The following is a 13,195-nucleotide window of genomic DNA, read 5'->3' on the forward strand; positions in this document are numbered from 1 at the left end:
CTCACGCGCCTCCCTGTGAATTCTTGTCTTTCTGTAGATGCATGATGGTGGTGTAGAACACCCAACTGACTAGCAGAATGACGAGGAAGTAAATGATCGAGAAGGCGGCAGAAGGCCCCAGATCCTGTTGGCCAATGGCCATGGTGGCAAGCGATTGAGTCAGGAATGTGGTCGAACTGCCTGGTCCTCCGCCGGTTAACACAAAGGGCTCGGCGTAGATCATGAAGGAGTGCATGAAGCGCAGCAGTACAGCGATGACCAGAACGTTGGTTAGCTTCGGTAGCTGAATATAGCGAAACACTGCCCATTTAGAGGCACGGTCGATCCTTGCCGCTTGGTAATAGGCTTCAGGGATTGAACGCAGCCCGCTATAGCAGAGCATGGCGACGAGCGGTGTCCAGTGCCATACATCCATTAAGATAATGGTTGCCCAGGCGTCACCGGCATTACGGGTAATATTGTAATTAATGCCTAGCTCGCGCAGCCCCCAGCCCATCAATCCGATATCGCCACGGGTAAAGATTTGCCAGATACTGCCAACGACGTTCCAAGGAATGAGCAGGGGTAGGGTAATCAGGATTAGTACGGCAGACGCCTGCCAGCCCTGTTTTGGCATAATCAGTGCTATTCCTATCCCCAGCGGAATCTGGATAGCCAGAATGATCAATGAAAACAAAATCTGCCGACCAAACGCAGCCTGTAGCGCCGAGTCGTTGAGCATGGTACGAAACCACTCGGTGCCAGTAAAAAAGCTGGCGTTGGGGCCTAGCACGTCCTGTACAGAGTAGTTAACCACCGTCATCAACGGGATGATGGCGGAAAACGCCACAAGTACCAGCATGGGTAGGACTAATAGCCAGGCACGGTTGTTATAGACTTTATTATTCATGAGGTAACCTCCACCCGGTATTCGTCGACAAACAGCCCTAACTGATCGTGGTCGAAGGTGAGATAGATATCGTCTCCGAATTCAGGGTGACCTTCCGGCAAACGCGCCTTGAACGTTTGGCCACCCAGCTCAAAGGTAACGATTGAATAGGTGCCTAGATCCTGCACTTGCCGCTTACGAGCGGGCAGGGCGCCTTCACGTTGGCTGGCATGCACGTTTACAAATTCGGGGCGAATGCCAATTTTTATATTTGAGCGTTTAGAGTTGGCAATGGCGTCAACAAAGGTTTGCGGCATAGTGAGTGGTATATCAGCAAAGATGACCTCACCCGCGTGGTAGTGAACATCCAGAAAGTTCATGCCGGGGCTGCCGATAAAGTAGCCAACAAACGTATGGGCGGGTGTTTCAAACAGCTCTTGGGGAGTGCCGAACTGAACCACTTGGCCTTCATACATCACAGCGATTTTGTCGGCAAACGTTGACGCTTCCAGCTGGTCATGGGTGACGTAAATCATAGTGATATTGAAGCGCTGGTGAATCTCCTTCAGCTTGCGGCGTAACTTCCACTTGAGCTGAGGGTCGATAACCGTTAATGGCTCGTCAAACAGAATTGCCGAGACATCATCGCGTACCAAGCCGCGTCCCATAGAAACCTTCTGCTTTTCATCGGCGGTCAGCCCTTTGGCTTTGCGCTTGAGCAGCGGGGTCAACTCCAGAATCTCCGCAACCTCCTCTACCTTTGGCGTGATGCGGTGACCTGGAATGTTGATGTTACGCAACGGAAAAGCGAGGTTATCAAACACGGTCATGGTGTCGTAGATCACCGGGAACTGAAAAACCTGAGCGATATTGCGTTCTTCTGGCGGTAGTTCGTTGACGCGCTGGCCATCAAACAGCACGTCCCCTTCGGATGGTTCGAGCAGCCCGGAAATAATGTTTAGCAAGGTAGACTTGCCACACCCCGATGGCCCCAGTAAGGCATAGGCGCCACCCTGGTGCCACACGTGTTCCATCTGTCGAATCGCGTAATCTTCAGGTGATTGCGGATTAGCGCTGTAAGTATGCGCGAGAGCCTTCAGTACGATCTCAGCCATGCTGAATCCCTCCCCGTGTTTCTGGCGTATGAACAATAGAACCCTGCTGGTCGAAGACAAACAGCTTATGGGTAGGGAAGTAGACCTTGAGGCGCTGATTGACTTTGGGCGTATGAATACCCAGCAAATGGAGCACCAGAGGAAATAAGCTGTGCCGCACGTGGAGGAAAGTTTCCGAACCGCTGATTTCAGCCACTTCTACTTCAACCTCGAGTTCCAGATCATCTGCTGCATTCGGCTGTAGGCTGACATGAGAGGCACGAACACCAAAGCGGTATGCTCCTGCAGGTAGGTTGCGTAGAGCCACATCGCAGGGGAAATGGATATCCTGGTCAAAGGTGATTTCATTGTCAGTAAGATGCCCTGGCACAATATTGATAGGTGGTTCTGAAAACATCTCGGCACTCAGGATGCCGTTAGGCTCACGATAAATCTGCTCGGTAGGGCCATACTGCAGCAGCTTGCCTTCATGCAGTACCGCGGTGTTGCCCCCTAGCGCTAGCGCTTCGTTAGGCTCAGTGGTGGCATAAACGGCAATGCAGTTACGCGCCTTGAACAGCTCGCGAAGTTCATCTCGCAGCGCCTCACGCAGTTTGTAGTCAAGGTTGACCAGCGGTTCATCAAACAGGATCAAATCAGCATCCTTAACCAGCGCGCGGCCCATGGCGGTACGTTGCTGCTGACCGCCGGAAAGTTCCAGTGGTAGGCGATCCAGCAAGTGGTCAATCCCCAGCATGGCGGCGGTTTCGCGTACGCGCTTGTCGATTTCCTGCTTGGACGCCTTGGCTAGCTTGAGAGGTGACGCTATGTTGTTGTAAACGCTTAGGCTTGGGTAATTAATGAACTGTTGGTAGACCATGGAGACGTTGCGTTTGCGTACGGACATCCCAGTCACGTCTTTGCCATCCATCTTGATACGCCCACGGGTAGGCGGTTCAAGGCCTGCCATTAACCTCATGAGCGTTGTTTTACCTGCTAAAGTTCTCCCCAGTAGTACATTGAAGGAACCCGGCTCAAGCTCAAGATTTATCCCACTAATATGGGGTTCACCGCCGACGATATGGTCGATATTCTGCAGTTGTAAGGACATGCCGATCTCGCTAACGTCATTGTTATTGGTAGATGTTGTCGATAGATGTTGTCGATATAGGTCTTGCGTTGATCGCGATTGATAAAAGTGAAGCGATACTCGCTTATGTAGGAAGTTAGCCCTGGCTATTTGCAATTTAGTAACAGCCGACCATCCAATGTTTTTTATTCACTTGTTTTCAATAACGAAAGGCTAGTTGATCATTTGCGAACTTGCAACGACTTTTATTGCTGTTTGTGTTCACTTTATGGCATATGCCGTCAAAGGCTCTTGCAGGCAAAAGTGCTGCTTGCCTGCCGCTCCCTTGGGTTAAGCGTCTTAACGCTGTGCGTTTACTGCCGCTGAGTAAAATGAACGAATGTTCGTTTTTTTCGTTTTTGAAAACATTGCTACAAAAAAACCGGCCTAAAGAGGCCGGTTAGCGTTGCTAGTTCAAGCAGGATGGGGCTATTTAACGCTGGTTTCTTCTTGCTGCGGTGTTGCCACAGGTGCTGCGTTGTGATTAATCAATGTCGATTTGTCATTGGCAAACGCGTCATAGGCGAAGTCATCCACTGTCAGCATTTCAAGCACTTCTGCCTCGAAAGTACGCATAAACTGTGCGTCGTCCTCGTTGATAAGTCCTTTTTCCAGCGCGGCCTCAACGCGTGCTTCAGGGTGTAGAGCCGTTTGTGGCAGTTCACCTTTGGCATACGCTTTATTCACTGTGCGATAGAGGGCTTCGGCACGATCATAATCAACCAGCAGCGCGTTGTAGCGAGCGAGCGGGTTAGACTCTGCGCCATCATCTTTATCCCAAGTATTGGAAAGCAGCTTGCTGCGCAGGGCACTATGCGTAGATACACGCTGGGCAATATCGCGCGCCAAGTCGTCATGCGGTTTATTCCAACGACGACCAGTCGGCATCACCACGACTTTCAACACCTTGCCCAACGCACGGTTTGGCAGATTGTCGAAAATTTCCACGAACGCCTGCTCGGCACGGTTAAGCAAGAATTGCAGGCTGTAATGCAGCAGCGCTTCTTCGCCTTCTACTTTATTGCCGGTGTGCCACTGTTTGAGCACCATCGAGGCCAGGTAGAGGTTGGACAACACATCTCCCAGGCGCGCTGAAAGCATTTCACGCTTTTTCAGTGTGGAGCCGAGGCTTGCCATCGCGGCATCGGCGCATAAGCCAAAGCCTGCAGAAAGGCGTGCAATGTCCTGGGCATAAGTAGCGGCGGGGCCACTAAAAGGCACACTTGCTTTGCCCAGGCCAAACCCAAGCGTAAAGGCGCGAGCAGCGTTGCCAAAAATCAGCCCAGCATGGCTAAAAAAGGCTTTGTCAAAAGCGTTAACGTCGTTGGCGTCTTTGGCAGCTAGTTCGTCTAGCACATAGGGGTGGCAGCGAATCGCACCTTGACCGAAGATCATCAAGTTGCGGGTCATAATGTTGGCGCCTTCCACGGTGATGGCTACCGGGTTGGCACTGTAGCCAATGCCTAGGTAGTTGCGTGGGCCAAGGGTAACCGCTTTACCGCCGTGAACATCCATTGCATCGCTAAGCAGCACGCGCTGGAACTCGGTCAATTGGCTTTTCAAAATTGCTGAAGGAACGGCGGGTTTTTCGCCGTGGTCAATCAGGTTAGCGGTTTGATAAACCGTAGCTGCAGAAATATAGGCCAGTGAGGCCATCCGTGCTAGCGGCTCCTGTACGCCTTCCATTTCCGCCACGGGGACGTTGAACTGACGACGAACACGGGTGAAACCACCGCTCCAGCCCAGTGCGTAGCGGGCAGTGCCGGTTGCGCCAGAAGGTAGGGTAATGCAGCGTCCAATCGAGAGACATTCCACCAGCATGCGCCAGCCTTGGCCAATCATGTCTGGGCCACCAATAATGGTATCCAGCGGAACAAACATGTCGTTGCCTTTAATCGGGCCGTTCATAAACGGGCTGCCGATTGGGTGGTGACGGCGGCCGATGTCCATACCTTGAGTATCGCGTGGGATTAATGCAAGGGTGATGCCGCGGTCTTCTTCGTCACCCAGCAATTTTTCTGGATCAAAAAGACGGAAGGCTAGACCCACCACAGTGGCGATGGGAGCTAGGGTGATCCAGCGCTTTTCGAAATTAAGTCGTAACCCGAGAACTTCTTCGCCGTTGACGACTTGTTTGCAGACAACGCCTGTGTCCGGTAACGATGTGGCATCAGAGCCAGCGCGTGGGCCGGTCAGGCCAAAGCAAGGGATTTCGCGGCCATCAGAAAGGCGTGGCAAGTAGTGGTCTTTCTGTTCTTGAGTGCCGTATTTGAGTAGCAACTCGCCTGGGCCGAGTGAATTCGGTACGCCAACGGTGACCATCAGCGTCTCATTAGCTGAAAGCTTCTGCAGTACCATGGATTGCGCTTTAGCTGAGAACCCCAAACCGCCGTACTCCTTCGGAATAATCATGCCGAAGAAGCCTTCTTTTTTTAGATAATCCCAAAGTTGTTGAGGTAGGTCAGCGCGCTCTTGAGCGATATCCCAGGCGTTACACATGCCAGCGGCTTTTGCACACTGGATATCTAAGAATGCTTGCTCTGCCTCTCTAAGGCCGTCGTCTTTGTAGTTAAGCAACGATTCCCATTGAGGTTTGCCAGAGAACAACTCTCCATCCCAGGAAACAGTGCCCGCTTCTAGCGCCGTGCGTTCTGTGTCTGAGACCTTTGGCGCTACCTTTTTAAAAGTGGCGAAAATGCGCGGCGTCAGCCACTTGCTGCGTAATGCCGGTAAACCAGCAATCGCAACGGCTGCGGCTGCTATCAATAACACTACGCCAATAACAGGCGCGTCTAACACTAAGCCTACCAAGCCCAATACGCCAAGCAAGGCGAGTGCAGGCGTAGCGCCTGCTTCGCGGCGCATCACCACGAGCAAGCCTACAACGGCAAGCACGATGAGTAGTAAGGTGAGCATGAGGGGTTCTCCATGGGTGGTTAATCATGAAACATTTAAACGTATGTTTGAATATTGTCAGAGTCACCTGCCTTAGTGCAAGCATTTCACGCTTATACGTTCGCTCTATACCCTTTACTGTAGCGTAATTAGTCATAAAAAAACGCTATGGTAGCCAGCCATAGCGTTGACATTATTTGGTTAGTAAATGGGTGTTACCGAGGTGTTGCGCTGTTACGAGGCCTGCCTGGCAGCTGTGCCATGAGCAACATAGTAATCAACATGAGCGCGGGGCAGTGGCTCGCGGCCACGTATCCAATCAGCAATTTTCTCCGCCAACATAATGGTTGGGGCATTCAAGTTGCCGGTTGGAATGATGGGAAACAGCGATGCATCGACCACGCGTAGCCCTTCAAGTCCGTGTACTCGTCCCTGGCCGTCGGTAACTGCCATGTCATCTTCGCCCATGCGGCAGCTTCCACAAGGGTGGTAGGCAGTCTCGGCGTGGTGTTTGACGAAGCTATCGAGCTCCTGGTCACTTTGCACGCCGGGGCCGGGTGCGATTTCACGACCACGGTATTTCTCAAACGCAGGCTGCGCGATAATATTGCGGGTTAGGCGAATCGCGTCGCGGAACTCCTGCCAATCTTTCTCTTTGGCCATGTAGTTAAACAAAATACTGGGTGCCGCGTGCGGATCTTTAGATGTCAGACGAATACGTCCGCGGCTTTCCGAGCGCATCGAGCCGACGTGAGCCTGGAAGCCATGAGCCTGAACCACACTTTTGCCATTGTAGCTGATGGCAATGGGCAGAAAGTGATACTGCAGGTTCGGCCACGCTTCCTCATCACGGCTGCGAATAAAGCCGCAGGATTCAAACTGGTTGCTGGCACCAACCCCGGTGCCTTTAAATAGCCACTCAGCGCCAATCTTAGGTTGGTTATACCATTTCAACGCGGGATACAGCGAAATCGGTTCTTTGCATTCGTATTGAATGTACATTTCAAGGTGGTCTTGAAGATTTTCACCCACACCGGGCAGCTCATGAACCACTGAAATGCCTAATTCTTTAAGCCATTCTGAGTTGCCGACGCCTGAGCGTTGGAGAATCTGTGGTGAGGCAATGGCGCCGCCACACAACAGTACTTCGCGGCGGGCGCGGGCCATTTGTGATTGGCCTTTTTGCTCGTAACGAACGCCGACGGCGCGCTTACCATCAAATTCAATCACATCAGTGACTGCGTGGGTTTCGATGGTTAGGTTGCTACGTTGTTTGGCGGTATCCAGGTAGCCACGTGCCGTTGACGCACGGCGTCCCTTAGGGGTAACGAAACGGTCCATGGGGCCAAAGCCCTCTTGCTGGTAGCCGTTTACATCGTCCGTTTCCGGGTAGCCAGCCTGTTTGCCCGCTTCGATAAAGGTGCGGTAAAGCGGGTTATTGCCCGTTTTAGGCGTGGTAACGCTGACCGGCCCGTCGCCGCCGTGATAATCATTGGGACCAATATCACGGGTTTCGCACTTTTTGAAATAGGGCAAGCAGCTGAGGTAATCCCATTCTTCCAAACCGGGCTGCTTGGCCCAGTTATCGTAATCCAAGGCATTACCGCGGATATAGCACATGCCGTTGATTAGCGAAGAACCGCCCAAGCCTTTGCCTCGACCACACTCCATACGGCGGCCATCCATGTGCGGCTCAGGGTCGGTTTCAAATGCCCAGTTGTAGCGTTTACCTTGGAGCGGGAAGGCCAGTGCAGCGGGCATTTGAGTGCGAAAATCGAAACGGTAATCGGGGCCGCCTGCTTCGAGTAGTAACACGCTGACGTCACTGTCTTCGGTCAGGCGGGTAGCCAGCACATTGCCCGCCGAGCCTGCACCGATAATAATATAATCAAACTCACGTGGTTCGGACATTAGGGCCTCCTTAAAACACTGACTCAAACGGACCCATTTCGATCTGAATGGACTTGGTCTGGGTATAGTGATTAAGCGTTTCAACGCCGTTCTCGCGGCCAATGCCTGACTCTTTGTAACCACCTACCGGCATTTCGGAGGGTGATTCGCCCCAGGTGTTGACCCAGCAAATGCCGGCTTCCAACTGGTGAATAACCCGATGAGCGCGGTTTAAGCTTTCGCTGAACACACCCGCCGCTAAGCCGTATTTGGTGTCATTGGCCCGACGAATAACCTCGTCTTCGTCGTCAAAGGCGAGTAACGACATCACCGGGCCAAAGATTTCCTCTTGAACAATGCGCATATCGTCGCTGCAATCAGTGAAGATAGTGGGCGCTGCCCAGGCACCATTCGCCCAGTCGCCTGTGTTCCACTCATCACCGCCTACCAATACCCGCGCGCCTTGCTCTTTGCCCAGGGCAATGTAGGAAAGCACTTTTTGCTGATGTTCAAAACTTACTAATGGGCCGAAGTTGACGCTGGGGTCCATCGGGTCGCCAGCGTGAATGCGTTTAACGCGCTCCACTAGTTTGGCTTCAAAAGCTTCTTTGACGCTGCGTTCAATAAACACGCGAGTGCCGTTGGTGCAGATTTGGCCACTTGAGTAGAAGTTAGCCATCATGGCGGCGTCAGCAGCACGATCTAAATCAGCGTCAGCGAACACGATAAGCGGCGATTTGCCGCCAAGTTCCATGGTGACGTCTTTCAGTGTAGAGCTACCTGCAGCGGCCATGACCTTTTTGCCAGTCCCAACTTCACCAGTAAACGAGACTTTGGCGATACCTTCGTGCTCAGTCAGCATGGCACCAACGTGACCATCACCTTGAACGACATTGAAGACACCGTTAGGTAGGCCAGCTTCAGTGAACACTTCGGCTAATTTAATGGCGGTCAGCGGCGTAACTTCGCTAGGCTTGAAGACAATTGCGTTACCGGCGGCCAGCGCAGGAGCGGCTTTCCAACAGGCGATTTGGATAGGGTAGTTCCAAGCACCAATCGCGCCAATGACGCCGAGTGGTTCGCGGCGGGTATATACAAAGGAGCTATCACGCAGAGGAATTTGGCGGCCTTCGATAGCGGGGGCGAGGCCTGCGTAATATTCCAAGGCATCGGCACCGGTCACAATGTCGACGCTGGCGGTTTCACTAATAGGCTTGCCCGTGTTGTGAGTTTCCAACTCGGCAAGTTCATCATTTCGCTCTCTCAGTAGCGCAACAGCGCGTAGTAAAATGCGTGAGCGTTCCATGCCTGTCATCGCAGCCCATTCACGTTGCCCGCGTTGAGCAGCTTTTACAGCGCTGTCAACATCGGCTTTGCTTGCCTGGCCAATCGTGGCCAGCAGATTGCCGTTGTAGGGGTTTGAAACGGTAAATGTTTCGCCAGAGGTGGCGTCTACCGGGCGACCATCAATATAAAGTGGCTGAATATCTTGAGCGGCCATGTTGGTCTCCTTAAAGAGTTTCTGCAGTGGATGCGAATTGCTGGCATCCATAATGAATAAGCAGTTGATCGAGATAGGTGTGCGCAAGATGTCGCGCTTCGGGAGCGTCGAGCCCATCAGGCGTTAGCGCACCACGCAGCCATAGCCCATCAATCATCGCCGCAAGCCCGCGGGCGGCATTGCGAGCATCTGCGCGAGGCATTACTCGCTTGAATTGATGGCATAAATTGGCGTACAAACGGCGGTCGTTGACATTTTGAAGCCGCTGAAGAGCGGGCTTGTGCATGCTGCTAGCCCAAAAGGCGAGCCACGTTTTAGCGGCGGGGTCGGTCACCTGGGTACGGTCAAAGTTACCTTCGATGATGGCACCGATATGGGCGCGGGGAGAGTCGTCTTCTAGTGCATGACGGCGTGCTGCCACAGCATGACTAAGATCGGTCAAAATTTGTCTCATAGTCGCTTCTAGCAGGCCATCCTTACCGCCAAAATAGTGGCTGATAATACCGGCTGAAACACCCGCATGACGGGCAATTCGCATGACCGTAGCTTCTGCTAAGCCAACTTCGTCAATGGCCGCCATGGTAGCCTTAATTAACTGCTGGCGGCGTATCGGTTCCATTCCCACCTTAGGCACAGCTATCTCCTACTGACGTTGAATGCCCATTTGCCCCTGACCTTGAAAACCAGGAGCAGGCATGATTCCCTAGTTATGATGGCATTTTTTTATTGAACGTTCAATCAATAAAGGTGTGCGAAGTAATTCTGCCTCTACGACCAGTTACGTATAGGGCGCGTTCATATAAAACCGACAATGGGAAAAATCATCATGAAACGAACATACACACGAAGCTTAAGCACATTCTTACTGACAGCCTGTTTACCGGCGGCTGCCTATGCTGATGAATGTAACAGCGTTCGCTTTGCAGAAGTGGGCTGGACCGACATTACCGCAACGACGGCACTGGCTAGCGAAGTATTAGAGGCGCTTGGCTATGAAACACGTATCGACACTGTCTCGGTGCCGATTGCGTACGCGGGCATGCGTAATAATGATTTTGATGTTTTTTTAGGCAACTGGATGCCGTCGATGGCTTCCATTAGCGACCCTTATGTGGAACGAGGCGAGATTGAGCGTTTAGCGGTTAACCTTGAAGGTGCGAAATACACCCTGGCAGTACCTCAATATGTTTATGACGCGGGCGTGACCTCTGTTACTGATCTGGCAGAGCACGCTGATCAGTTTGATCAGCGTTTGCACGGCATCGAAGCCGGCAATGATGGTAATGAACTGATTGAGCAGATGATTGATGATAACGCCTATGGGCTAGGTGATTGGCAAGTGGTCGATTCAAGCGAGGCAGGAATGTTGGCAGAGCTTCGTGCCAGGGTGCCAAATGAAAATTGGATGGTGTTTTTGGGCTGGGAACCGCATCCCATGAACACTAATTTTGATATAGCTTATTTATCTGATGCCGATGATTATTTTGGCCCCAACTTGGGTGGCGCAACAGTACATACCAATACGCGGGCAGGGTTTGTTGAAGCGTGTCCAAATGTAGGTGAGCTCTTGAAAAATATGACGTTCACTCTGAAAATGGAAAACCAATTGATGAGTGCCATTATGGATGATGGGGTAGACCCACGAGAGGCTGCGAACCGTTACCTTAGTGAAAATGGCGATGTGTTAGAAGCGTGGCTTGAAGGGGTGACTACCCGTAATGGAGAAGAAGCGTTACCGGCAGTCCAAGCAGCCTTGTAAGTACATATTCACGTCACGAAAGAGGCAAGCCGTTTTCGGCTTGCCTTTCACAGTTAAGGTAGGCATAATCTGCACCCGTTGATGAGGTAAAGGCTACGTAGCTCAGCTGGTTAGAGCACATCACTCATAATGATGGGGTCCCCTGTTCAAATCAGGGCGTAGCCACCACATCAGCATCAGCACACTCGTCAAGAAATATCAGAATGTGCCGTTATGGTGGCCCCTTAGGTCCTCTCGCAACGCTAAACTGCAAACCCCGCCAGGCCCGGAAGGGAGCAACGGTAGCGGTGGCTGCGTGTGCCGGGATGTGGCTTTTGGGGCCGCCTCCATTTCTTGTCCTTTCCAGTTCGCAGCGACATAAACTTTTCGTAGCAACTCAATGAAATGTAGTAACGCTACAAAATAGAGTCATGTCATGTACAGCGAAAGCTCCGTAACTCCCGTGTCAAAACTTCTACAAATTTGCTAGCTTTATCTGACAAAAACGGCCAAGCCAAGCATGCCGCCGACCCTTTTGATGAGCAGTAGACAGTTCCATCCGGGCTGACATCGACAAAGCCGCTCGTGAACCCGCCCACGTGGTGCAGTTCAACATCGACAGCAAGGCCAGCTCCAACGACGATGGCAACCCCATTCTCAACGTCTTCTTGCGCGTTTTTAACGAACATCAGCGCTTTATCTCCTCTTATCCGCACATTATTGCCCACATGGAACGCCTCCTGGAAAAGCACGGCGTATATGAGAGCTTCAAGCAGGCCTTTAACGAAGCCAGCGCATGGTGTTCATGGTCGATGAAGTCGGCCAGTTCATTGGTAGTGACACGCGCTTAATGCTGACCCTGCAAACGCTCACCGAAAACCTCGGCACCATTTGCGGAACGTGTGCCTGGATTGTGGTTACCTCTCAAACGAATATAGACGCGGTGCTAGGGAAATGACCGCTTCAAAAGCCAATGACTTCTCCAAGATCGCCGGGCGTTTTTAAACCCGGTTATCGCGCTCTACTACGAACTGGGCGCACAGATTGTTGAACGTGGAACCTAGGCACAGTGGGACAGTGGCTTTATTAATGCTTTCAGCAACGGCCTACGCCACGCGTTTCCAGAGGTCGGTCGGTTTTCTCCCAAAAACCTGCGCTACTGTCGAGCTTTCTTCCGGTTTTACTGTGATCCTGCAATTTGGCAACAGGCTGTTGCCAAATTGGCCGACACACCCTGGGCCGATATGGATGCCGAACGCGCTGGTTTGCTGGCTCAAACCCCGTGGGGGCATAACATTCAGATTTTCAGCAAATGCGCTGACCTAAACGAAGCCGACTTCTACCTTTCCCAAACCCTCGAACATGGCTGGAGCCGTGACGTGCTGGCCCTGCAACTCAAGTCGCGGCTGCATGAACGTACCGGCAAAGCGGTGAGCAACTTTTCCCGCACGCTGCCTGCTCCCCAATCGGATCTCGCTCAGCAAACGCTAAAAGACCCCTACACCTTCGAAGTTATCTCCCTGACCGCGCCTTATAACAAGTGTGACGTGGAGCGCGAGTTCACTCAGCATATCACCCAGTTTCTACTGGAATTAGGCAAGGGCTTTGCGTTTATCGGTCGCCCATGGGCGTCAGCGAATACAACCTGGTCGAGACCTCCCCAGACAACGTTATGCTAATTGTGCTGGATACGCTGCGTCACGACATGCTGAATTCCGAGGTAATGCCGAACCTCTTTCGTTATGCCAACCAGCCGGGCTGGATTAACGCGAGCGAGCATATCAGCGGGGGCAACTCTACTAAAGCTGGCGTTTTCAGCCTTTTCTACGGGCTGCCGGTCACTTACTGGGACGCTTTTACCGCCAGCCAGACGCCACCGGTGCTAATGGAAACCTTGGAGGCTCAGGATTATCGCTTCAAGGTGCTCTCCTCGGCGACGCTAGTGAGTCCTGCATTCGATCGCAATGTTTTCGCTGGTCTCGAAAACGTTTCGTTAGAACCGGCTCAAGGCTCCCCCTGGGAGCGAGATCGCCAGATCACCGAGAGTTGGCTGGCATGGTCTGAAGAGGAGAGCCGGGGG

The 13,195-nt window shown here is 52.4% G+C and carries 11 protein-coding genes, 1 tRNA gene, 1 other RNA gene and 2 pseudogenes; 7 read left to right on the forward strand and 8 right to left on the reverse strand.

The window, feature by feature from the left end:
- Position 1 precedes the first annotated feature (1 nt).
- The 7 genes from ELY33_RS13455 to betI all read right to left on the reverse strand — a co-directional run bounded on the left by ELY33_RS13455 (position 2) and on the right by betI (position 10,011).
- Entirely contained in the window at positions 2-889 is an 888-nt protein-coding gene (locus ELY33_RS13455; protein WP_126948429.1) for a carbohydrate ABC transporter permease, read from the reverse strand.
- Positions 886-1,983, reverse strand: a complete 1,098-nt coding sequence (locus ELY33_RS13460) for an ABC transporter ATP-binding protein (RefSeq protein ID WP_126948430.1) — start codon at positions 1,981-1,983, stop codon at positions 886-888. The genes ELY33_RS13455 and ELY33_RS13460 overlap by 4 nt, the downstream gene beginning before the upstream one ends.
- Positions 1,976-3,073 (reverse strand): ABC transporter ATP-binding protein, encoded by a 1,098-nt coding sequence (locus tag ELY33_RS13465; RefSeq protein WP_126948431.1) that lies wholly within the window; start codon positions 3,071-3,073, stop codon positions 1,976-1,978. Before ELY33_RS13465 ends, ELY33_RS13460 begins: the two co-directional genes overlap by 8 nt.
- Positions 3,074-3,520: 447 nt before the next feature.
- Positions 3,521-6,007, reverse strand: coding sequence for an acyl-CoA dehydrogenase (locus tag ELY33_RS13470; RefSeq protein WP_126948432.1), 2,487 nt, complete (start codon positions 6,005-6,007; stop codon positions 3,521-3,523).
- Between the two features lie 213 nt (positions 6,008-6,220).
- Positions 6,221-7,897: a choline dehydrogenase gene (gene betA, locus ELY33_RS13475; protein ID WP_126948433.1), complete on the reverse strand. Its 1,677-nt coding sequence runs from the start codon at positions 7,895-7,897 to the stop codon at positions 6,221-6,223.
- Positions 7,898-7,907: 10 nt separating this feature from the next.
- The gene (betB, locus tag ELY33_RS13480) at positions 7,908-9,377 is read right to left on the reverse strand and encodes a betaine-aldehyde dehydrogenase (RefSeq protein WP_126948434.1); all 1,470 of its coding nucleotides are present in this window, start codon (positions 9,375-9,377) and stop codon (positions 7,908-7,910) included.
- A gap of 10 nt (positions 9,378-9,387) precedes the next feature.
- The gene (gene betI, locus ELY33_RS13485; protein WP_208644248.1) at positions 9,388-10,011 is read right to left on the reverse strand and encodes a transcriptional regulator BetI; all 624 of its coding nucleotides are present in this window, start codon (positions 10,009-10,011) and stop codon (positions 9,388-9,390) included.
- A gap of 192 nt (positions 10,012-10,203) precedes the next feature.
- On the opposite strand from betI, the gene ELY33_RS13490 reads away from it, so the two are divergent.
- The 3 genes from ELY33_RS13490 to ffs all read left to right on the forward strand — a co-directional run bounded on the left by ELY33_RS13490 (position 10,204) and on the right by ffs (position 11,456).
- Positions 10,204-11,136 (forward strand): choline ABC transporter substrate-binding protein, encoded by a 933-nt coding sequence (locus ELY33_RS13490; RefSeq protein ID WP_126948435.1) that lies wholly within the window; start codon positions 10,204-10,206, stop codon positions 11,134-11,136.
- A gap of 91 nt (positions 11,137-11,227) precedes the next feature.
- Positions 11,228-11,304 (forward strand) — tRNA-Met (locus ELY33_RS13495).
- 55 nt (positions 11,305-11,359) lie between these two features.
- An RNA gene (gene ffs, locus ELY33_RS13500) (signal recognition particle sRNA small type) lies at positions 11,360-11,456 on the forward strand.
- A 93-nt stretch (positions 11,457-11,549) separates the two neighbouring features.
- Here ffs and ELY33_RS18135 read toward each other — a convergent pair.
- A complete protein-coding gene (locus ELY33_RS18135) occupies positions 11,550-11,843 on the reverse strand; it encodes a hypothetical protein (protein ID WP_244208611.1) in 294 nt (97 codons plus the stop codon).
- Positions 11,844-11,911: 68 nt separating this feature from the next.
- Between ELY33_RS18135 and ELY33_RS18140 the strand changes: the two genes are divergently transcribed.
- From ELY33_RS18140 to ELY33_RS13515, 4 genes and pseudogenes are all read left to right on the forward strand, one after another.
- Entirely contained in the window at positions 11,912-12,073 is a 162-nt protein-coding gene (locus ELY33_RS18140) for a hypothetical protein (protein WP_244208612.1), read from the forward strand.
- 118 nt (positions 12,074-12,191) lie between these two features.
- A pseudogene (locus ELY33_RS18270) lies at positions 12,192-12,521 on the forward strand (DUF1016 N-terminal domain-containing protein); the annotation flags it as partial.
- Between the two features lie 24 nt (positions 12,522-12,545).
- Positions 12,546-12,794, forward strand: coding sequence for a PDDEXK nuclease domain-containing protein (locus ELY33_RS18275; RefSeq protein ID WP_279629882.1), 249 nt, complete (start codon positions 12,546-12,548; stop codon positions 12,792-12,794).
- A pseudogene (locus tag ELY33_RS13515) lies at positions 12,788-13,195 on the forward strand (choline-sulfatase); the annotation flags it as partial. The gene ELY33_RS18275 and the pseudogene ELY33_RS13515, both read left to right, overlap by 7 nt.

Source organism: Vreelandella andesensis (genome assembly GCF_003989795.1).
Taxonomy (GTDB): Bacteria; Pseudomonadota; Gammaproteobacteria; order Pseudomonadales; family Halomonadaceae; genus Vreelandella; species Vreelandella andesensis.